General features: G+C 63.3%; 18 protein-coding genes and 1 tRNA gene. 11 read left to right on the top strand and 8 right to left on the bottom strand.

The window, feature by feature from the left end; all coding sequences use genetic code 11:
* Nucleotides 1-229: 229 nt before the first annotated feature.
* The 5 genes from X744_RS161765 to X744_RS161750 all read left to right on the top strand — a co-directional run bounded on the left by X744_RS161765 (nt 230) and on the right by X744_RS161750 (nt 4,864).
* Entirely contained in the window at nt 230-1,375 is a 1,146-nt protein-coding gene (locus tag X744_RS161765; protein WP_023758164.1) for an ABC transporter permease, read from the top strand.
* A gap of 159 nt (nt 1,376-1,534) precedes the next feature.
* Nucleotides 1,535-1,768: a hypothetical protein gene (locus tag X744_RS22545; RefSeq protein WP_023758166.1), complete on the top strand. Its 234-nt coding sequence runs from the start codon at nt 1,535-1,537 to the stop codon at nt 1,766-1,768.
* Nucleotides 1,768-2,268: a PIN domain-containing protein gene (locus X744_RS161760; protein WP_023758167.1), complete on the top strand. Its 501-nt coding sequence runs from the start codon at nt 1,768-1,770 to the stop codon at nt 2,266-2,268. The genes X744_RS22545 and X744_RS161760 overlap by 1 nt, the downstream gene beginning before the upstream one ends.
* Nucleotides 2,265-3,893 carry an ABC transporter ATP-binding protein gene (locus X744_RS161755; RefSeq protein ID WP_023758168.1) on the top strand — a complete coding sequence of 543 codons (1,629 nt, stop codon included), beginning with the start codon at nt 2,265-2,267 and terminating at the stop codon, nt 3,891-3,893. The genes X744_RS161760 and X744_RS161755 overlap by 4 nt, the downstream gene beginning before the upstream one ends.
* Before the next feature lie 29 nt (nt 3,894-3,922).
* Entirely contained in the window at nt 3,923-4,864 is a 942-nt protein-coding gene (locus tag X744_RS161750; protein ID WP_023758169.1) for a glyoxylate/hydroxypyruvate reductase A, read from the top strand.
* On the opposite strand, the gene X744_RS161745 is transcribed toward X744_RS161750, so the two are convergent.
* Together X744_RS161745 and X744_RS161740 are read right to left on the bottom strand one after the other, a co-directional pair.
* Nucleotides 4,861-5,250 carry a hypothetical protein gene (locus X744_RS161745; RefSeq protein WP_245266478.1) on the bottom strand — a complete coding sequence of 130 codons (390 nt, stop codon included), beginning with the start codon at nt 5,248-5,250 and terminating at the stop codon, nt 4,861-4,863. The two genes, X744_RS161750 and X744_RS161745, sit on opposite strands and share 4 nt — an antisense overlap.
* A gap of 89 nt (nt 5,251-5,339) precedes the next feature.
* Nucleotides 5,340-6,257: a methyltransferase domain-containing protein gene (locus X744_RS161740; RefSeq protein ID WP_023758171.1), complete on the bottom strand. Its 918-nt coding sequence runs from the start codon at nt 6,255-6,257 to the stop codon at nt 5,340-5,342.
* Between the two features lie 105 nt (nt 6,258-6,362).
* Between X744_RS161740 and X744_RS161735 the strand changes: the two genes are divergently transcribed.
* Both X744_RS161735 and X744_RS161730 read left to right on the top strand, forming a co-directional pair.
* The gene (locus tag X744_RS161735) at nt 6,363-7,373 is read left to right on the top strand and encodes a ligase-associated DNA damage response exonuclease (protein ID WP_023758172.1); all 1,011 of its coding nucleotides are present in this window, start codon (nt 6,363-6,365) and stop codon (nt 7,371-7,373) included.
* Between the two features lie 4 nt (nt 7,374-7,377).
* On the top strand, nt 7,378-8,979 hold the full coding sequence (locus tag X744_RS161730) for a cisplatin damage response ATP-dependent DNA ligase (RefSeq protein WP_023758173.1): 1,602 nt from the start codon (nt 7,378-7,380) through the stop codon (nt 8,977-8,979).
* A 24-nt stretch (nt 8,980-9,003) separates the two neighbouring features.
* Here X744_RS161730 and X744_RS161725 read toward each other — a convergent pair whose 3' ends face one another.
* Nucleotides 9,004-10,158 (bottom strand): hypothetical protein, encoded by a 1,155-nt coding sequence (locus tag X744_RS161725; RefSeq protein WP_023758174.1) that lies wholly within the window; start codon nt 10,156-10,158, stop codon nt 9,004-9,006.
* A 312-nt stretch (nt 10,159-10,470) separates the two neighbouring features.
* Here X744_RS161725 and X744_RS161720 point away from each other — a divergent pair.
* A tRNA-Thr gene (locus tag X744_RS161720) sits at nt 10,471-10,546 on the top strand.
* 494 nt (nt 10,547-11,040) lie between these two features.
* Complete coding sequence (locus X744_RS161715) at nt 11,041-11,229, top strand: DUF2158 domain-containing protein (protein ID WP_023758175.1); 189 nt, start codon at nt 11,041-11,043, stop codon at nt 11,227-11,229.
* Between the two features lie 122 nt (nt 11,230-11,351).
* Here the strand turns inward: X744_RS161715 and X744_RS161710 are convergent, their stop codons facing one another.
* The 5 genes from X744_RS161710 to X744_RS161690 all read right to left on the bottom strand — a co-directional run bounded on the left by X744_RS161710 (nt 11,352) and on the right by X744_RS161690 (nt 18,272).
* A complete protein-coding gene (locus tag X744_RS161710) occupies nt 11,352-12,932 on the bottom strand; it encodes an indolepyruvate oxidoreductase subunit beta family protein (protein ID WP_023758176.1) in 1,581 nt (526 codons plus the stop codon).
* A complete protein-coding gene (locus X744_RS161705) occupies nt 12,925-15,078 on the bottom strand; it encodes an indolepyruvate ferredoxin oxidoreductase subunit alpha (protein WP_023758177.1) in 2,154 nt (717 codons plus the stop codon). Before X744_RS161705 ends, X744_RS161710 begins: the two co-directional genes overlap by 8 nt.
* 43 nt (nt 15,079-15,121) lie before the next feature.
* Nucleotides 15,122-15,604, bottom strand: coding sequence for a MarR family transcriptional regulator (locus X744_RS161700; protein WP_023758178.1), 483 nt, complete (start codon nt 15,602-15,604; stop codon nt 15,122-15,124).
* The gene (locus X744_RS161695) at nt 15,604-17,175 is read right to left on the bottom strand and encodes an NAD(P)/FAD-dependent oxidoreductase (RefSeq protein WP_023758179.1); all 1,572 of its coding nucleotides are present in this window, start codon (nt 17,173-17,175) and stop codon (nt 15,604-15,606) included. Before X744_RS161695 ends, X744_RS161700 begins: the two co-directional genes overlap by 1 nt.
* Before the next feature lie 305 nt (nt 17,176-17,480).
* Nucleotides 17,481-18,272 (bottom strand): cyclase family protein, encoded by a 792-nt coding sequence (locus X744_RS161690; RefSeq protein ID WP_023758180.1) that lies wholly within the window; start codon nt 18,270-18,272, stop codon nt 17,481-17,483.
* Nucleotides 18,273-18,390: 118 nt separating this feature from the next.
* Between X744_RS161690 and X744_RS161685 the strand changes: the two genes are divergently transcribed.
* Together X744_RS161685 and X744_RS161680 are read left to right on the top strand one after the other, a co-directional pair.
* Complete coding sequence (locus X744_RS161685) at nt 18,391-19,965, top strand: NAD(P)/FAD-dependent oxidoreductase (RefSeq protein WP_023758181.1); 1,575 nt, start codon at nt 18,391-18,393, stop codon at nt 19,963-19,965.
* Nucleotides 19,966-20,078: 113 nt separating this feature from the next.
* The gene (locus X744_RS161680; RefSeq protein WP_023758182.1) at nt 20,079-21,605 is read left to right on the top strand and encodes an ABC transporter substrate-binding protein; all 1,527 of its coding nucleotides are present in this window, start codon (nt 20,079-20,081) and stop codon (nt 21,603-21,605) included.
* Nucleotides 21,606-21,632 lie beyond the last annotated feature (27 nt).

The raw sequence follows: 21,632 nt of genomic DNA on the forward strand, positions 1-21,632 counted from the left end.
CCGGCGCCTTCATCTCGGCCTTTTTCACCGGCTCGCTGCTGATCGAGAACATCTTTTCCCTCGACGGCCTTGGCCTGCTCGGCTTCAGGTCGGTGGTCGAGCGCGACTATCCGGTGGTGTTCGCCAATCTCTACATCTTCTCGCTGCTCGGGCTGTTCGTTGGGCTGCTGTCCGACCTGATCTACACCTGGGTCGATCCGCGCATCGATTTCGAGCGGAGAGACGTCTGATGTCGGATGCTACTGCCCCCGCGGGAGCGACGCCGGAGCGGATCGCGCGGCCCTGGCTGTCGCCGCTCAACAAGCGCCGCCTGCAGAATTTCAAAGCCAACCGGCGCGGCTACTGGTCGCTATGGATATTCCTCGTCCTGTTCGTGCTGTCGCTATTTGCCGAGTTCATCGCCAACGACAAGCCGATCATCGCTTCCTACAAGGGCGAAATCCTGTTTCCGGTGCTGGTCGCCTACCCCGAGGAAAAGTTCGGCGGCTTCTATGCCGTCACCGACTATCGCGACCCTGTCATACAGGACGAGATCAACGCCAATGGCTGGATGATCTGGCCGCCGGTGCGGTACTCCTACCAGACCGTCAACAACGCCATTCCTGAAGCGGCCCCTGCCAAGCCGTCCTGGGAGTACGACGCCAAGATGCGATGCAACCAGTATCCGCAAGGTCCGGCCGATCCGGCCTGCATCGTCGGCAACTGGAACTGGCTCGGCACCGACGATCAGGCGCGCGACGTGCTGGCGCGTGTCATCTACGGCTTTCGCATTTCGGTGCTGTTCGGCCTGATCCTGACTGCCGGCTCGGCACTGATCGGCGTCGCGGCCGGCGCCGTGCAAGGCTATTTCGGCGGCTGGACGGATCTGCTGTTCCAGCGTTTCATCGAAATCTGGTCGGCGATCCCGGTGCTCTATCTCCTGCTCATCATAGCCGCCATCCTGCCGCCGGGCTTCTTCATCCTGCTCGGCCTGATGCTCCTGTTCTCCTGGGTAGCGCTGGTCGGCGTGGTGCGGGCCGAGTTCCTGCGCGCCCGCAACTTCGAATATGTCAACGCGGCGCGAGCGCTCGGCGTGCCCAACCGCACCATCATGTTCCGGCACCTGTTGCCCAACGCAATGGTGGCGACATTGACCTTCATGCCCTTCCTGCTCTCAGGTTCGATCTCAACGCTGACTTCGCTCGATTATCTCGGCTTCGGCCTGCCGCCCGGCTCCGCGTCGCTCGGCGAACTGCTCAAGCAGGCGCAGCGCAACCTCAACGCGCCGTGGCTCGGCATTTCGGGCTTCATCGTCATCTCGCTGATGCTGTCGCTGCTGGTCTTCGTCGGTGAGGCGACGCGCGATGCCTTCGATCCGCGCAAGACGTTCAGATGACAACGATGCGGATCGGCAATCAGCATGATATATTCCCAGTGAGGGCAGTTCGAACGAAAATGAGCGTGTGCATTGTTGTCGAGATGACTGATGGCGATGGGTCAATGACGGACCACAAGCTGCAGTTCCTCATATCGAAGCCCACGGAAGGACAGAGGTATGAATAAGATCATCCTTGAGCATTACCCTGCATCCAAACTCCCGGATGAACTGCGAGAGGGTATAGCTTTGAGCGCCTCGGTTAAGGTGACGATAGAAGAGGAAGCCAAACAGCCTCTCGGCCGTAAACAATTGCTTGAGCTTATGCGGAATGCGCAGGCCAACGCGGTGGGGACAAGTCTCGACGAGGCTGTTGCGCGTGTTCGTGCCCTCCGCGATGAGTGGGAGGATTGATGGCCGCCTTCCGGCTTTACGTCGACACGAACATTTTCATCTACGCTTTCGAAAATAACGATGCTCTGGCAAAAAAGCTGCTTCAGCTCATTTCAGTGAACGAGGGCAGAAAGCAGCCTTTCCTCGCGACAAGCGAACTCGTGCTGGCAGAGTTGATGGTTGATCCTCTGAAAAAGAGCAACGAGCCGCTTGTCGAGCTCTACGACAATGTTTCGATTGGCAACGCTTTTGTCTCGATTGGGACGGTAACTCGCGAGGTTCTCTGGCACGCGGCGCAGCTTCGCTCGCAATTCATTTCTCTCAGGCTACCGGATGCCATTCATCTTTCGACGGCGATGCATTTCGGATGCACGCAATTTCTGACTGCCGATACCAGATTGAAGGACGCGTATTCGATCGCGCCAAATCGGCTTGTCCCTCCCCAATTGACAGCGCAAATTTCGATCATACGACCGGAGATTTCTGCCCTCGATAAAGTTATGGCGGAAGTTGATACATGACTGCTTCCCTGCTCAGCGTACAAGACCTCAGCGTCGCCTTTGGCCAGGGCGACGGCCAGTCGACGGCGGTCGACCACATCTCGTTCGACATCGCCAAGGGCGAGACGGTGGCACTGGTCGGCGAATCCGGCTCCGGCAAATCGGTGTCAGCGCTGTCGGTGCTGAAGCTGTTGCCCTATCCCAGTGCCAGCCACCCCTCGGGCAAGATCCTGTTCCAGGGCGCCGACCTGCTTGCGATGAGCGAGAAGCAGTTGCGGCAGGTGCGCGGCAACAAGATCACCATGATCTTCCAGGAGCCGATGACCTCGCTCAATCCGCTGCACACGATCGAGCAGCAGATCGTCGAGATCCTGAAGCTGCATCAGGGTATGGCTGACCGCCCTGCCAAGGCGCGCACGCTGGCCTTGCTCAACGAGGTCGGCATCCGCGATCCGCAAAAACGCCTCGATGCCTATCCGCACCAGCTGTCCGGCGGTCAGCGTCAGCGCGTCATGATCGCCATGGCGCTGGCCAACGAACCCGAATTGCTGATCGCCGACGAGCCGACGACGGCGCTCGACGTCACCGTGCAGGCGCAGATCCTCGAGCTGCTGGCCGGCTTGAAGAGCCGCAAAGGCATGTCGATGCTGTTCATCACCCACGATCTCGGCATCGTGCGCAAGATTGCCGACCGGGTCTGCGTGATGACCAAGGGCAAGATCGTCGAGACCGGTCCGACCAGGGAGATTTTCGTCAATCCGCAGCATGCCTATACAAAACATCTGCTGGCGGCTGAGCCGAAGGGCAAGCCGCCGGCGGCCAATGCCGCCGCCAAACCGGTGATGATGGGCAAGGACATAAAGGTCTGGTTCCCGATCAAGCAGGGCTTCTTCCGCCGCACCGTCGACAATGTGAAGGCGGTCGACGGCATCGATGTCACCGTGCGGGCCGGCCAGACGCTCGGCGTGGTCGGCGAATCGGGGTCCGGCAAGACGACGCTCGGCCTGGCGCTGGCGCGCATGATCTCCTCGACCGGAACCATCCGGTTCAACGGGCGCGACATCAACCAGCTCACCTTCAACGCCATGCGGCCGCTCAGGCGCGAGTTGCAGATCGTCTTCCAGGATCCATTCGGCTCGCTCAGCCCGCGCATGTCGATCGCCGAGATCATCGAGGAAGGCCTGAAGATCCACGAGCCGAAGCTGTCGCCGGACCAGCGCGACGACAAGGTGGCGGCGGTGCTGAAGGAGGTCGGCCTCGATCCGGCGACACGCAACCGCTACCCGCACGAATTCTCCGGCGGCCAGCGCCAGCGCGTCGCCATCGCGCGCGCCATGGTGCTCAACCCGCGCTTCGTCATGCTGGACGAACCGACATCGGCGCTCGACATGAGCGTGCAGGCGCAGGTCGTCGACCTGTTGCGCAGCCTGCAGGCCAAGCACGACCTGGCCTATCTCTTCATCAGCCACGATTTGAAAGTCATCCGCGCGCTCGCCAACGACGTCATCGTCATGCGCAATGGCAGGATCGTCGAAGCCGGCCCTTCCCAGCAGATTTTTGAAAATCCGCAAACCGACTATACTCAGGCACTGATCTCGGCCGCCTTCAAGATAGAAACGGCGCCGGTCGGCATCGTCAGCGAGTAATTTGCGTGCAGAGGGACTAAAAGATCGGAATGGAAAAAGGCCGCATCCTGCTTGCCGTCACCGGCTTCAATCCGCAGCGCTGGCGCGAACTCCTGTCGGCCGAACGCGAGGTGGTGCTGGAACCGGACGGCGCCAGCGATCCTTCGATCACCTATGCGGTGGTGTGGAAGCAGAAGCCGAACCTGCTGGCCTCGCTGCCCAATCTGCGCGCCATCTTCTCGATCGGAGCGGGTGTCGATCACATCTTCGCCGACCCCGGGCTGCCCGATGTTCCGATCGTCAAGGTCGTGGCCGGCAACCTCACCCAGTACATGACCGAATACGTCGTCTGGCGGGTTCTCGACCATCACCGCCAAGGCCTGCTTTACCGGTCGCAGCAGTCGAAGAAGATCTGGCACGAGCCGCAGCAAAGGCCGGCCGGCGACATTTCCGTCGGCATCATGGGCCTCGGCAGCCTCGGCCGCGCGGCGGCCTCGGTGCTGCTATCGCTCGGCTTTGCCGTGAATGGCTGGTCGCGCAGCGACAAGGCTATGGAAGGCGTGGCGACCTATTCCGGCGAGGCCGGATTGATCCCCTTCCTCAAGGCGACTGACATCCTTGTCGTACTTTTGCCGCTGACGCCGGACACCAAGGGCATCATCAACTATGGCGTGCTGAAGGAATTGCGGAAGCGCAACGGCCTCGGCGGCTCGGTGCTGATCAATGCCGGACGCGGCCGCCTGCAAAAGGACGCCGACATTTTGCGGGCGCTGGATGACGGCACGCTGAAGGAGGCGAGCCTTGACGTGTTCGAAGTCGAGCCGCTGCCGAAGACCAGTCCGATGTGGGGACATCCAAAAGTGTTCGTCACGCCGCACGCGGCAGCGACTTCCGACCCCGTCCATCTGGCGCCGATCATGCTGCGCCAGATGGACGCCTTCGAGCGCGGCGAAAAGCTCGACAATCTGGTGGACCGCAAGGCGGGGTATTAGCCAGGCAACGCCAATTTCTTCTGCTTGTCCGGTTGGCCGCACTGGCGGCGATTGATCGACCGGTTCATGGCATCGATCTCGCCGCTCGCCTGGTCGGTATCGCGCTTGACCTTGGAGCGCATGTCCGGCGTGAACGGGCCGAAGCCCATCGCCGGATTGGAGAATGTCGGCTTGGCCGTCGTCGGAAGTTTGTATTGCTGCGCCAACCCGTTGCGCTGCGCCAGCAACTGATCGCACGGCACGCTGTCATACTGCAGGGACGACTGGATGTTGGCGTCCTGGCGTTCCGACATCGAGGTGCCGCCAACGCAGCCGGCGGTCAGCACGCAAGATGCCAAGATCATCATGTTCCAGCGCATCGAGATGCTCCTCCTGATATCGCGCATGATCCGTCCAGATCGCAAATATCAGTCGCGCATGCAAATCGGACTTTTTTCGCAGCACGGATATTCGTGAGGCCGGCGAGACAGTACCCTCAAGCGGCCGGCAACTTGCCCGCCACAACGACCAGCCCGTTGACGGGTTCGCGCCGGTCTTGCCTGATCACGGTCGTTTCCAGCGACAGGACCGAAAATCCGTTGGCAGCCAGGACGTCACGCACATAGTGTTCCGCATGTGCGTAGCGGCGCGACGGCTGCAAGGCAAAATCGCCATTTCCGGCCAGTTCCTCGACGGAAAACGCAAACAGGCCATCCTTGGCCAGCAAGCCGGCAATCGTCCTCACCACGCCGTCGAGCGCACCGACATAGATGAAGACATCGGCGACAGTCACCAGATCGGCCGTCGGGCCGGCATGGACAAAATCCCGCAGATCGGCCTTGCCCAGGACATCGTAGACGCCCTTCGTCCGCGCCTTTCTCAGCATCCTGCCCGAAATGTCGTAACCCTCGAGCCGATCGACGATCGGCCGCAGCCTCTGCCCCATCAAGCCGGTGCCGCAGCCGAGATCGAGCGCCAGTGGGAAGCGGCCCGGCCTCGCCGTGCGAATGGCCTGGTCGAGCACCTCAGGCAGCCGGTAGCCCAGTTTGTCGACCAGCGATTCATCGAAGCTGTCGGCATAGTGGTCGAACAAAGTCTCGACGAAGGCGCTGGGCAGCGCGTCGACCGCCGGCGCCTTGCCGATCAATTGCAGGTTCAGGGCAGCGCCTTGTCGATCCGATGGATCGAGTTGCAGCGACATCGTCCAGGCCCGTGCTGCCAGATCCGGCGCGCCCGCCGCCTGCTGCATTTCGCCGAGGCGAAACCAGCCCATCGCCCATTGCGGTGTCATTTCCAGCGCGCCGAGCAGCAATTCCGCCGCTGCCGCGTGAGCGCCATCCGCATGGAGCATCTCGGCATATTCGGCACGGCGATCGGCGTTCAAGTCGCCGGACGAGGCCTGAAGCGGTTTCATGACGGTTGGTCCTGTCGGCGGATCGAGCCAGCGGTGCTGTATGCGAGAGTCAGCAGTCACTTACAACAGGCTTCCCGCGGCGGAATTATATCCTATCTTGCGACCATGCGCGCCAGCGACTTGCTTCATCCCCGGCCCGAGGGCCTTTATTGCCCGCCAGGCGATTTCTTCATCGACCCGGTGCGGCCGGTCAACCGGGCGTTGGTCACGCATGGCCATTCCGACCACGCGCGTTCCGGCCACCGCTCGGTGCTGGCGACGCAGCAGACGCTCGACATCATGGGGCTGCGCTATGGCGAAGATTTTGCGGGAACGACGCAAGCAGCCCGGCTCGGCGAGACGATCGACCTCGACGGCGTCAGCGTCAGCTTCCATCCAGCGGGCCATGTGCTGGGCTCGGCGCAGATATCAGTTGAGCATCAGGGCACGCGCATCGTCGCCTCCGGCGATTACAAGCGGCAGAAGGACGCCACCTGCGCGCCATTCGAGCCGATCCGGTGCGATGTGTTCATCACCGAAGCGACCTTCGGCCTGCCGGTATTCCGTCATCCACCCGACACCGAGGAGATCGCTCGCCTGCTTAAATCGGCGGCACAGTTTCCCGAACGCTCGCATCTGGTCGGCGCCTATGCGCTCGGAAAAGCGCAGCGGGTGATGCGGCTGTTGCGCGACGCTGGCTACGACAAGCCGCTCTACATCCATGGCGCATTGGCCAAACTCAGTGAATACTACCAGAGCCAGGGCATCGACCTTGGGCAGCTGGAGCCGGCAACCGTCGAAAGCGGCGGCAGGGATGATTTCGCCAGCGCCATCGTCGTCGGCCCGCCATCGGCCTTCGCAGACCGCTGGGCAAGGCGCTTTCCCGATCCGATCTCGTGCTTTGCCTCAGGCTGGATGCGCATCCGCCAGCGCGCCAAGCAAGGCGGCGTCGAACTGCCGCTTATCATCTCGGACCATGCCGACTGGGACGAACTGACCGCCACCATCAAGCAGACCGGAGCCGAGGAAATCTGGGTGACGCATGGCCGCGAGGAGGCGCTGGTACGCTGGTGCGAACTCGAAGGCATCGCGGCGCGGCCACTGCACCTGGTGGGGTACGAGGACGAGGGCGATTGATGGCATGAACCGCTTCGCCGAACTTCTCGATCGCCTGGTGCTGACGCCGTCGCGCAACGGCAAGCTGACCTTGCTGACCGACTATTTCCGCACCGTGGAGGATCCCGATCGCGGTTTGGCGCTGGCGGCCATCACCGGCGACCTCCACATCGCGGCGGTCAAGCCGGCGATGCTGCGCACGCTGGTCACCGAGCGCATGGATCCGGTGCTGTTCGGCTATTCCTACGACTATGTCGGCGATCTTGCCGAAACGGTGTCGCTGGTCTGGCCGCAAACGCCCGGAAACATCCCGAACCGCGAGCCGACGCTGAGCGAGGTCGTCGCCAAACTGCAGGCGGCAAGCCGTTCCGACGGACCGAAGGTGCTGGCGGGGCTGCTCGATAGCGCCGGCATCTCGGCCCGCTTTGCCATCATCAAGCTGGTCACCGGCGGCCTGCGCATCGGCGTGTCGGCGCGGCTGGCCAAGCAGGCGCTGGCGGGTTTCGGCAAGGTCGATGTCACCGAGATCGAAGAGCTTTGGCACGGGCTGTCGCCGCCCTACACAGCACTGTTCGCCTGGCTGGAAGGCAAGGCCGAAAAGCCCCGGAGCACGGCGATGGCGTTGTTTCGCCCGGTAATGCTGTCGAACCCGGTGGGTGACGGCGATCTCGAAAAGCTCGATCCGGCGGATTATGCGGCCGAGTGGAAATGGGACGGCATCCGTGTCCAGGCGGTGGCCGAAGGCGGCGTCCGCCGGCTCTATTCGCGCACCGGAGACGATGTTTCGGGTGCCTTTCCCGACCTCGCCGACGCCATGCATTTTTCAGCGACGCTGGACGGCGAGCTGCTGGTCGGCGATCCCCGAGAGGCGACAGGGACATTCTCGGATCTGCAGCAACGGCTGAACCGCAAGACGGTTACCGCAAAGATGCAGCAGCAGTACCCGGCCTTCATGCGCTGCTATGATGTGCTGCAGATCGGCGACGAGGATTTGCGCGCACTGCCGTTTCGCGAGCGCCGCGGCCGCCTCGAAATCTTCGTGAAGACGCTCGACCCAAGCCGGTTCGATCTGTCGCCGTTCGTCGAATTCTCGGACTGGCATGCGCTGGAAGAACTGCGGCGGGTAGCGCTGCATCCAATCATCGAAGGTGTCATGCTGAAGCGCTGGGACTCAGCCTATGTCGCCGGCCGGCCGAAAGGCCCTTGGTTCAAGTGGAAGCGCGATCCGCACACTGTGGACGCGGTGCTGATGTATGCGCAGCGCGGTCATGGCAAGCGCTCGAGCTTCTATTCGGATTATACGTTCGGTGTCTGGTCCGGTCCCGAAGGCGAGGAGGAGCTGGTGCCGGTCGGCAAGGCCTATTTCGGCTTCACCGACGAGGAGTTGAGGCAGATCGACAAATATGTACGCGACAACACGGTCGAGCGTTTCGGCCCGGTGCGCTCGGTGCGGGCCGACCGCGACAACGGCCTGGTGCTGGAAGTCGCCTTCGAGGGACTCAACCGCTCGACCCGGCACAAATCCGGCGTCGCCATGCGCTTTCCTCGCGTATCACGATTGCGCTGGGACAAGCCGGCCAACGAGGCCGATCGCATCGAGACACTGCAGGCGCTGCTCGACCGCTAACCGGCCTTTTCAGCGCCTGATGCTTTACGGCTCGACCGAAACACGGATTTCGTAGATGTCGGCGGCCTTGCCCTGCTTGTCGAAGTCGGAATTGATGGCGATGGTGCCCGCAGAACCGGGACGCTTGTCGGGAAATTTCACGTCGAACAGATATTCGTTCTGCTGCTGGCCGACCGCATAGCGCTTGCGCCCGCAATCGCCCAGTTCGCCGAAATTGCAGTCGACGGAAACTTGCGTCTCCTTGCCTTCCTCGGAGCGGGCAATGATGTCGAACACGGCATGTTTGCCGGCGAGCTTCTCCAGCACGCCTTGCCCGACATCGAAGCTGATCGCCGAACCGGACGCCCCGGAGCGTATGCGCAGGAACGACCCGGTATCGTCCTTCATCACCTCGGCCTTGGCGTCCGACGGGGCGCTGACATGCGACGCGTCGGTCGGCGAAAACACGTTGATCCAGTCGTGTGCCTGATCCGCGGCACCGGGCTTTGCCGGTCCGCCGGGCGGTGTGAAATCGTCGTCGTTGACGGTCGGCGGCGCCTGCGGCGGGGCGGTATCGAGTTGCGCCTGTGTCTTGAAGACGCCGGTCTGTACAGCGAAGAACAGGCCGATGCCAACAGCGGCAAGCAGCGTCACGGTCAGGAAGATGGCGGTCAGCGGAAGGCGACGTCCCCTTATGCGCCGTTCATCGCGATCGGGCGCCACTTCCGCGGCGGCACCGGCCGAGCCCGGAGCCGACATGTCGATGGACGGGGCGTCGGGAAGGGCAGCGTCCGGCATGATATCGGGAACGACGGGCAGCACGCGCGAGCGCGGCGCATCTGAGGCAGAGCGCGGCGCATCCGAGGCGGGTTGCACAGGCCCGTCGACGACAGCGGGTGCCGATGGATGTTGGCCGGCCTCGGCCGCTGGAGCGGAGTCCGCACCAAGCTCGACCGCCGGGGCATCGCCCTGCGGGCCGACATCCGGCACCGCCGGCAGGAACTCGGATTCGATCTCGGTGATTTTCGCCTGGATCGCCTTACGGCGCTTGATGGCGAGTTCCACGGTCACGTCCGGATTGGCCTTTAGCGCGCGATCGAGCGCGGAAAAAGCCGCACGATAGACCCTTTCGCGGAACGCGCGGTCCTCGGCATTGCCTTTCTCCAAGGCGTTCCGGATCGCTTTTTCGATCGCGTCCAAGCGGGTCCCTCTGTCCGTTCGCCAACCTTGCCGTGATCGTTAGCCGCAGGCGGCCAATCAATCAACGGGCGAACGGCGCATTCTGCCTTGGAGAGGTATGCAAAGTCCATTGCGGCGCTGTTCCGGCAACGAAATCAGCATGTTTCATCGATTTGCACGCGCCGGAGGCACGCAGCGACCGATTTGCGAACAACGCGGCGGCCGGCTTTCGACGACTGCATGACACGCTCGCATGAATCGCCAAGTCGCATCTTGAATTCGCGGCCGGTTGCGTCTATCAACCCCCGCATCTTGGAGGCCTTGGCCTCCCGGGCCGCTTTAGCTCAGTTGGTAGAGCACCGCATTCGTAATGCGGGGGTCGCGTGTTCGAGTCACGCAAGCGGCACCATCCCCCCAAAAGAACTATTGATGGCGCCCCACTGGCGCTAAGCCCCTTGCGTCCGGCCTATCATTTCTTTGGTGATTGTGTCCCTGAATGCTTGCCGGACGGATTGGCATCCGCTGAGGGTCCGACAGCAGCTTGGAAAGGTGGAGGCCTCGCCTCGGGATCGAACCGAGGCTTCAGAGATTTGCCGTCTCCAGCGTAGCCGCTCCGCCACGAGGCCATCACCATCCAAGTAGCGGTCAAATGTTTACGGAAAGGTTAAGACCGAGCAGATCGAGCGAACCACCGCGACCTCTACCGACCAGAACGGCCGGCGACCCTCTCGACTTCACCGAAACTCACCCGCGATGCATCGCCTTCGCACCTGTTCGTACTCATGACCTCCTCGCCGTCATCGCGCTGCTGGCGCAAAGGAAGGCGGCGCCGGCGAAACACATCTGCCATTGTCGAGGCCCTGGTTTGGTGTGAAACTCGTGGCCTCAGCATGGGAGGTCAAAATGCCCAATACTTTCAAGACTGGAGACGTCGTCAGGCTGAAATCCGGGGGCCCCAGGATGACGGTGAGCGATAGCGCTGCCTCGGGCATGTATCTGTGCCACTGGTTCAATCGCGAGGGCGAAGTGTGGACCCCGCAACATGCCGGGTTCAAGCCTGAACAACTGATTGCGGTCGAACAGTCGGACTAGAGCCAGGCTGACGCAATGTGCCGGAGGCGTGGTCGACGCCTTTGGCGAAGATGCGCTCGCCCTTCGACTGTGTCGCCGCCATCCGAAGGGCGGCCGGCCCCGATGGGCGCCTGCCAGCTATTTCAACTGACTGGATCCGGCCCCAGCGTCGCCACCGTCTTCAACGCACCGTCGAGCATGTCGCCCTTCTCGTCCTTCAGCGCCATCTCGCGCAAGCGACGGATCCAATCGGCGGCGTCCGCTCGGCCCTTGAGCAGATCGAGCGCGGACAGTACGCGGTCGAATTTCGACTGGGCGCGGACATGGGTGTCGCTGTAGCCCTTGATCAGCCGGCGGCAATTAAGGATCTCGACAGCCAGCGCGTAATCCCGGGGCACATGGTCGAGTGCCAGAGCGTACCAACGATCGAGATGCGCGATCTCGACCTTGTGACGCAGCAGGCGGCGGCGCCAGCGGCGCAGGCCGCCGATGAACCAGAGTGCTGCAAAGCCGGCGAAACTGTCGGTGCGGATGCGGCGGCCATGGTTGATGCGGCGGTCGAGAAAGTCGGCCAGCTTCGGCCGGTCCTCGATGTAGCTGCCCAGACCCGCTGGCAGGGTGCCGCAGAATTCCTCGATGCGCGGATGGAAATACTCGGTCACCTGCAGGATCGAGCCGTCCTTGACGCCGACCTCGTGGCGCACGCGCCTGTTGCGTGTGGAGCGTGTCTTCAGATCGGCGACGCGGATCATATCGTCGTAACACAGCGCATTGGCCAGATGCTTCGCGGCAGCGATGGACAAGCCATATCCGCGATCCGGCCCGTCCAGCGCGACCGCCTTGTCCAGCCGGTCGAGATACTCGCGCCCGTAGGCGATGTCCTGATAGTCGACGACCTTTCTCAGGCCCCGAAGCGCCATGTCGCACACTGCCACGGGCATCAGATCGATACGGGCGGCCAAGGCCTGCCAGCCTTGCAGCAGGTTTTGCGGACCGCTGACGCGCCCGGCGCCCAGGACAGATTCGACAAGCGCGGGCTCAGCTTGCTTCTGCGCCGGCGCTGCCGTACCGCGCGTGCGATCGAACGCAGCACCGAAGGCGGCGAGGCTGGCCTTGACGCCCCGGCCACCGGCACCGATCGCCTGTTCGTAGCTCTCGCGAGAGAACGGCAGGGCGTCGGACCCCGCCAGCGCGCCAAGCAGGCTGGCCGAGATCATCGAGCCATTGTCGGCGGCGATCTTTTCCATGTCGAAAGCGATGAAGCGCTTCGCGGCGGCTTCCGCCGTCGCATGCACTTTGGAGGACGAGGCGCGGCCATCGCCCGGTTCGATCTTTTCCGACACGGCAGCGATGCGATGCGACGAGGCGATCAGCGTGGTACGCTCGGGCGTGACGAAGCCGCGGATGATGGCGCGGCCGGCTTCCATCAGTTCCGCCGCGATCAGGATGTCGACGTCACCTTGCGAGGGCGACAGCGCGAAGACCGGCAGCCGGCCGGTGTCGCGGGCCATCTCGACATAGTAGATGGTGGCGCCGGTGCGCTGGGCGACGCCGGCGACCGAAGTCGATTGCGCAACGTAGCCGCTGCGCTCGGCGACATCGGTGATCCAGTCGGCCAGCACGCCGCCGCCCTGGCCACCGACCGCCAGCACGGCAAGCTTGATGACGCGCTCGCCGTCCTGGGCGCCGGGCCGGGCGCGAAATGGCGGGACAGCGTCAAGCATCGGCGAAGGTCAGGCGCCGGCTTTCGCGGCGGCGCTGCAACAGGCTGATGATGGCGCGGCGCACCGCTTCGAGGGCGCGGTCCCAACGGCTCGGATTGTGCACGACGTCGGCACGGTAGAAGGATGGGCACAACACCGCCGCATCGGCGACCTGGCCGCAATTGCCGCAGCCGACGCAGCTCTGGTCGATATGCGCCACCGGATCGTCGCGCAGTGGATCGTCGAGCGACTTGACCGACAGCGACGGACAGCCCGACAGCCGCATGCAGGCATGGTCGCCGGTGCAGACGTCCTCGTCGACGCCGAACTTCGGTTTTATCACCCGCTCGCCGCCCTTGATTGCCTTGTCGACCAGCGGCTTTTCGCGGCGCTGGCGGTTGAGCATGCATTCGGACGAGGCGACGATGACCTTCGGCCCCTTCTCGTCCGTCGTCAGCGCCTCACGCAACGTGTCCTGCATCTTGGTCACGTCATAGGTGCGGTCGACATGGCGCAGCCATTTGACGCCCATCCCTTTCACCGCCTCAGTGATCGGATGCTTCGTCGACTTGGTCTTGTTGCCCGCGCGGGACGACAAGATGTCCTGCCCACCGGTGGCGGCCGAATAAAAATTGTCGACGATGACGATGACGCCGTCGTTCTTGTTGAACACCGCATTGCCGATCGAGGAGGTCAGGCCGTTGTGCCAGAATCCGCCATCGCCGACGAAGGAGATCGAGCGGCGCTTGGCGTCGGGCGAATTGAACGCCGAAGCCGAAGCCGGCCCTAGCCCATAGCCCATGGTAGTGGCGCCGAGTTCGAAAGGCGGCATGATCGAAAACAGATGGCAGCCGATGTCGGAGGCGATGTGGTGCTTGCCGAGTTCCTGCTCGACCAGCTTGGTCGCGGCAAAGATCGGCCGCTCCGGGCAGCCGATGCAGAAACCGGGCGGTCGTCCTGGAACGACATTGATCAGGTCGGCTGTATCGACGCCGTCGCCGACCTTGTTGGGGGCGCGTACCTCGCCCGGCAGCAGATGCGGCGCCTCGGCGCGCAGGAAGGCGCCGATGCCGTCGAGCATGACCTGGCCGGTGTATTCGCCGGCCATCGGCAGATGCTCCTTGCCGACCAGCCTGGTGCCTCGCCCGGCCTTGTGCAGCATCGCGGCGAAGGCCTGTTCGATGTAATTGGGCTGGCCCTCCTCGACGACCAGCACCGACTGCTTGCCTTCGCAAAAGGACAGGAACTCGTCGTCGATCAAAGGGTAGACGGCGTTGAGCACGTAGAGCGGCACATCGGTGTCGCCATAGGTGTCGGCAAGGCCGAGACGTTGCAACGCGCGAATGACCGAATTGTACATGCCGCCCTGCATGACGATGCCGACCGAACCATGATCGGACCCGAAGAATTCGTTGATCCTATTCTTGGCGATGAAATCCACCGCCGCCGGCCAGCGCTTCTGCACCTTCTCCTTCTCATGCAGGAAGGAAGCGGGCGGCAGCACGATGCGGCCGGTGTCTCTACGCGGTGCGTCGAGCGCATCGGCGACCGTCATCGGCGGCCGCTTGTTGTCCTTGGCGATGAAATGGCCATGGACATGGCAGCAGCGGATCCGGACCTGCAGCATGACCGGCGTGTTGGAAATCTCGGACAGCTCGAAGCCGTCCTCCACCGCCTTGACGATCGACGGCAGATTGGGGCGCGGATCGAGCAGCCAGACCTGGCTCTTCATAGCGAAGGCATGGCTGCGCTCCTGCATGATCGAGGAGCCCTCGCCGTAATCCTCGCCGACGATGATCAGCGCGCCGCCAGTGACTCCGCCGGAGGCGAGATTGGCGAGCGCGTCGGAGGCGACATTGGTGCCGACGGTAGACTTGAAGGTCGCCGCACCACGGATCGGGTAGTGCACCGAGGCGGCCAGCATGGCGGTGGCTGTGGCTTCCGAAGCGCTGGCCTCGAAATGCACGCCGAGCTCGCCCAGAATGTCCTGTGCGTCGGCCAGCACGTCCATCAGGTGGCTGATCGGCGCACCCTGGTAGCCGCCGACATAACCGACGCCGCATTGCAGCAGCGCCTTGGTGATGGCGAGGATGCCTTCGCCGGCAAATTCCTCGCCGGCGCCGAGCCGAAGCTTTTCGACTTCCTTGGCAAAAGACCGTTCGGCCATTTTTTCAATCCTTCCGTTGCCGCCCGAGGCCGGCGGCATAGGTCTAGATATCGTGCTTGCGAATGTTCTTCAGCATCTTCTGCAGCGTCGCGATCATTGCAGAGTATTCCGCATCGTCGACGTCGTCGAACATCGCCTCGAACGCGTCATGCATGGCCGGCCAGGCGCGGGTGAACTCGGCGCGGCCCTCATCTGTCAGGAACACGTGGCGGATGCGGCTGTCGGTGACGCCCTGCTCGCGCCGCACCAGGCCCTGGCCCTCCAGCGAGTCGAGCGTCCGGCTCAAGGTCGACTGCTCGATGACGGTATAGACCGAGAGGTCGTTGACAGTGATGCCGTCCGTGACCGACAGCACGGCGAGCGTGCGGACCTGCGGAATGGTTAGCCCCTGCTTGCGGAAATTGTCGCGCAGGGTGGCATTGTAGCGGCCCATGATGCGGTTCATCAGATAGGGCGCGAATTGCTGCAGGCCGATCTGCCCAAGGGTCGAGATGCGCTGGCGCTTTTGCGCAACCTTCTCTTCCATCACAGCCTCCCCGCCAGGAGAAAGCCGGAGCCGCCACCAAGGCCCGCACCCGGATGGGTCGAGGCGCCGATATGGTAGAGGTTCTTGATGCCGGTCTGATGGTTGCGGCTGGTCTTGAACGGCCGCCACAGGAACGACTGGTCGATGGTCGAGGAGCCGCCATAGGGGTCGCCGCCGACCAGATTGATGTTCATCGCCTCGAGATCGACAGGCGAATAGGCGTGGCGCGCGATGACACTGGCCTTGAAGCCCTCGATATGGCGGGCGAGGATGGCTTCCGCGCGATCGGCATAGGCCTCTCGCAGCGCGTCGGTCCACTGCCCGTCGGCGGGTGCCTGCAGCTCGCCGGCGGCGTCGCCCTTGATGTGACGCGGCGCCTCGGGCAGTTGCAGCCACAGGATCGCCTTGCCCTCCGGGCAGCGTGACGGGTCGAGCGCGTGCGGCTGGCCGACACAGATGGTCGGCACCTCCGGCAGCACGCCGCGCGCCGCTTCGTTGCAGGCTTTCGACACGCCATCCAGTCCCGGCGTCAGGTGCAGCAGGGCGACCTTGTCCAGGCCTTCGCCGCGCCATGCCGGCGCTCTGTCCAGCGCGTAGTGGATCTGGAAATTGCCTTTGCCGTAGCGGTATTTCTGCGTCGCCTCGACATCGGCTTTGGGCGCATCCGCGCCGAGCAGCCGGCCGTAAAGCTGCGTCGGCGTGACCGAGCAGATGACGCTCTTCTTGGCATGGACGGTTTCGCCCGAGGCCAGCCGCACACCGGTGGCGCGGCCCCCGGTCACGATGATTGAGGCGACGTCCGCTTCTGTGGAGATGACGCCGCCGCGTTCGGTAATGAGCGCCTCGAAGGCCGACAGCAGGTTCTTCGCCCCACCCTTGACGATCGGCGCTCCGGCCGCTTCCAGCGCGAAGGCAATGACCTTGGCGATCTGGCCGGAGAACGCATCTTCGGGACCAAGCCCGGCATGCAGCACCCAAGGTGCCCACAGTGCGTGGATGATTTCGGACTTGTAGGTGCTTTCCAGCCAGCTCCGTGCCGGCACAAGCGCCTCGCCGAGAAAGGCGGCAAGGCCGCGTGGGCCACGCCGCCAGGCATCACCGGCCAGCAGCTTGGCGGTCGGATAGGACCACAGGCTGCCACCGAGCAGGCCGAACAGCAGGCCCGCATTGCGCTCGATTCCGCCGACATCCTCCGCGTGCCGGTCGCCGTCGCCTGCCGAGATCGCATTGAGGGCGGCGACATTGGCGGCGCGATCGGTGGTGAGCACGGCATGGCTGCCGTCCGGCCGCAGCACGCCGGTCGGCGTGCCGGTATGGCAGAATTCCAGCCCGTGCCGGGCAAGATCGGCGCCGAGTGCCGCAAAGGCCGGCGAGGTGATGAACAGCACGAAGGTCGTCGCCATCACGTCATGGATGAAGCCGGGCGCAGTGATCTCCTCTGTGCGCATGCAGCCGCCAATGCGGTCATTGCGCTCCAGCACGAGCACCTTGGCACCCTTGCCGCCAAGCATCGCCGCGCAGACCAGCGCGTTGATGCCGCTGCCGACGATGATGTGATCGGGCGCCTTCATCGACACTTGCTCGCCATCTCCGGGAGATGCGATTCAATCGAACGAGGTCGCGTTCCTTCGCGCCCCCCTCTGTCCTGCCGGACATCTCCCCCTCTTGGGGGGAGATCGGCTGTCACAACTGCTTTCGCCAATCTGTAACGCTGCAGGAACGAACGGGGTGCCGAAGCTGCCAATCTCCCCCCTTGAGGGGGAGATGTCCGGCAGGACAGAGGGGGGCGCCGTAGAGCGCTAGCGCTGCACGGTTGCCACACCACCAACCCGGTTTCGCCTACACACATGATCTTCTCCCGAAGACCCAATCTCACCTATTGCTTCGAAACCAGCGCCAGCGCGCGGATCGGGCTGCCGGTGCCGTGTTCGATCTTGAGCGGTGCGGCGATCAGGATGGCGCCCTTCGGCGGCAGCTGGTCGAGGTTGCAAAGGCTGGCGAGGCCGTAACGGTTGGCCTTGTGCATCAGCGTGTGCGCCGGGAATGGCGGCTCCATTCCCCCTGCCTTGCCGGCATCGGTGCCGATCGTCTCTGAGCCCCAGCCCTTGATGTTCTTGCTGATCAGGAACTGGATGGCTTCGGCTGTCGGGCCAGGCGTATGCGGGCCGGTCTCGTTGGCGTTGAGGAACTCGGCTTCCGAGCCGTTGCGCTTGTACCAGTCGGTGCGCATCACCACCCATTCGCCGGCATTGATGGCGCCATGCCTGGCTTCCCAGGCCTTGATGTGGTCGACGGTGAGCAGGAAATCAGGGTCGGCGGCGGCTTCCTTCGAACAGTCGATGACATTGACCGGGCCGACGAAATTCTGCGCCGGGATGGTGTCGGTGGCGCCGTCGGCATAGTCCTTGCCGGAAATCCAGTGCTGCGGCGCATCGAAATGCGTGCCCGAATGCTCGCCGAGCTTCAGCCAGTTCCAGGCCCACCACGGGCCTTTCTTGTCATAGCGGGAGATCGAGTGGATCTCGATCTTGGGTGTGTCGACGGCGAGTTCCGGCGGCAGCTTGATCAGCGGCGTGTCGGGTCCGAGCGGCGCCGTCAGGTCGACCACCTTGATGGCGCCTGAAAGAAGCTGGCCGGCGACTTCGCCGAGGAGTTTTTGGGTGTCCATGGTCTCTGTTCCCTCTTTCATGTGATGATCAAGGCTCGTCTCGGCCCTTAATATCCTACTAGACGAAAACATATGCATCTGCAATTATCTTTAAGCATAAAGGAAATGGGACCGGGGCGTGAGCGAATTTGACGCCATCTTTGTCGGGGCCGGCCACAACACTCTGGCATGCGCCGCGCATCTGGCGCTCAAAGGCTGGAAAACCGGGATTTTCGAGCGCAGTGCAACAATCGGCGGCGCCGTCCAGACCCGCGAATTCACCCTTCCCGGCTTCCGCCACGACTTCGGCGCAATGAACCTGAGCCTGTTTGCCGGCTCGGCCTTTCACCGGAAATATGCAAATGAATTGAAAGTACAGGGGCTCGAGTTCGCCCCGGTCGCCGATTGTTTCGCCAGTGCCTTTCCGGACGGTCGCTGGTTCGGCGTCAGCAACGATCTGGAAAAGACCACCGCGCGCATGGCCGCCTTCTCCGCCACTGACGCCGCAACATGGCGCAGACTGGTTGCCGCGTTTCCGTCGGAGGCCGAGCATCTGTTCCGGCTGCTGGGCTCGCCGATGAGCGCCCGCGCGCTGGCGGGTACCGCGTGGAACCTGTGGCGCAAGAAGGGCATGTCCGGGGCGCTCGATACCGGGCGCCTGCTGCTGTCCTCACCGCGCGCCTGGCTGGAGGCGACCTTCGAATCGCCTCATATCAGGGCAACGCTCGCCACCTGGGGCATGCATCTCGACTTTGCTCCCGACATCGCCGGCGGTGCCGTGTTCCCCTATCTGGAATCGATGGCCAACCAGAGCTTTGGCATGGTGCTGGGCAAGGGCGGCGCCGACACCATCATCCGGGCATTGTCGGGCATCGTCACATCAGCCGGCGGCAAGATCGTGACTGGCGCCGAAGTGGCCGAGATCACGGTTTCCGCCGGCAGGGCGACCGGTGTGAGGCTCGCTTCCGGTGAGACTCACACCGCCACCAAGGCTGTGATCGCCGGCGTCGCGCCGAAGGCGCTGACTGGCAAGCTGTTGCCCAATGGTTCGGGCGACACTGGTTTCGACACGGCGATGCAGAAATTCCGCCATGCGCCGGGTACAATGATGATCCATCTGGCGCTGGACAATTTGCCGGACTGGCGCGCCGGACCCGAGCTTCGGCAATTCGCCTATGTGCATCTGTCACCGTCGCTCGACGCCATGTCGCGCACCTATCAACAGGCGATGGCGGGCATGTTGCCGGACGAGCCGGTGCTGGTTGTCGGCCAGCCGACCGCGATCGATCCGTCGCGGGCGCCTGAGGGCAAACATGTGCTGTGGGTGCAGGTGCGCATGCTGCCCGCCGAAATCACAGGCGATGCGGCCGGCAAGATCACGCCGGCGCATTGGGACCAGGTCAAGGAGGTCTACGCCGAGCGCGTCCTCGACATGATCGAGACCTACGCGCCTGGCTTGCGAAACAAGATCCTCGGCCGCGCCGCCTTCTCGCCCATCGATCTCGAGCGTGAAAACCCGAACCTCGTCGGCGGCGACCAGGTTTGCGGCAGCCATCATCTGGCGCAGAATTTCCTGTTTCGCCCAGCGCGCGGTTACGCCGGCTGGAACACGCCGATCGGCAATCTGCATCTCACCGGTGCCGCGACATGGCCCGGTGCCGGCACCGGTGCGGCCTCGGGCTACATGCTCGCGCAACAGCTTGGCGGGAGGTAGGAGCGCCGATCGATAGAGGCCACGAGAGGCAAGGCGCCGCTGCCCACGAAGACTGAACCAATGAACTGACATTGCCGCGCGACGAAAACAGAAAACCAACAAGGGGAACGACCATGACAATCAACAGACGCGAATTGCTGGGATACAGTGCCGCGGCACTCGGGGTCGCCGCCGTCGGCCTGCCGCAGATCGCCAAGGCGGCCGGTGAACTGACCATCGCCTATAACGTCAACCTGCCATCCTGGGATCCGACCACCGGCCCCTCGGCCGTCAACCCGACGATCCAGGGGCTCTACCAGTCGGTGTTCGACCAATTCATCCCGCAGAAGCCAGACCTGTCCTTCGCGCCGGGACTGCTCACCGAATGGGGCTGGAACGACGACCGCACCAAGATCATGATGACGGTGCGAGAAGGCGTGAAATGGCATGACGGCTCGCCCTTCACGCCCGAGGATGTCGTCTGGTCACTGCAGCGCGCGGGCGACGAAAAGACCGGCAACCCGATCCAGTTCGTGTGGAAGAACGTCAACAATTTCAAGATCGACGGCAACAAGATCACCGGCGACGTGGTGCAGTTCGACCCTGTATATTTCAAATGGATGTCGTTCCTGACCGGCTACATCATGCCGAAGGCCTATTACGAGAAGGTGGGCGCCGAAGGTTTCGAGAAGGCGCCGATCGGCACCGGCCCCTACATGGTCGAAAAATTCGAGCGCAACGCCTTCCTGCGGCTGAAGGCCAACCCGAACTATTGGGGCGGCAAGCCGGCCTTCGAGAATGTGACGATCAAGTTCGTCACTGACGCGGCGAGCCGCGTCGCCGAGATCGAGTCCGGTTCCTCGCAGGTGACGCTTGAAATTCCCTACGAGGAATATGACCGCCTGATCGCCAAGGACGGGCTGGCCGGCTCGTGCAAAAACGTCTCCGACATCGGCATGATCTTCTTCAACGACATCGATGCGATGCTGGACAAGAACGTGCGCCAGGCGGCCGTCATGTCGATCGACAAGAAGCTGTTGGTCGACCGCCTGCTGCGCGGCTACGGCCAGCCGATCGACACGCTGGAGACGCCGGAATACACGGCCTACGATGCGTCGATCAAGGTCGAGCACAATCCGGCGAAGGCCAAGGAGCTGCTCGCCGCCTCCGGCTATTCACCGGAAAAGCCGGTCAAGTTCACCATCCAGACGACCAAGGGCTTCAAGCCCAAGGACTATGAGATGATCCAGGCGATCGTCGGCATGTGGCGCAAGGTCGGCATCGAGGCGTCGATCGAGGTCTACGAGATCGCCAAGCACTACGAGTTGCGCGCCGCAGACAAGCTGGCACCGGCCGCCTTCTACAATTGGGGCAACGCCATCGGCGATCCAACCACCTCGACCGGCTTTGCCATGTATGGCCCGAGCCCGCATTCGGTATGGGACAGCCAGGACCTGATCGACATGATCAACCCGCTGTGGGGCGAGAAGGACGAGGCCAAGCGCATCGCCGGCTGGAAGGCAGTCGACAAATACATCGCTGAGCAGGCCTATGTGCTGCCGCTGATGCAGTATGCGCAGCCGATCGTGCATGCCAAGGGCGTCAACGTGGTCCAGCATGTGTCCGGCGCGCTGCTGCCGGCCTTGATGACCCCGGCCTGATATCGGCGAAGAGACGCTGCCGCGATA

It is taken from the genome of Mesorhizobium sp. LNHC252B00, assembly GCF_000502955.1.
In the GTDB taxonomy this organism is placed as follows: domain Bacteria; phylum Pseudomonadota; class Alphaproteobacteria; order Rhizobiales; family Rhizobiaceae; genus Mesorhizobium.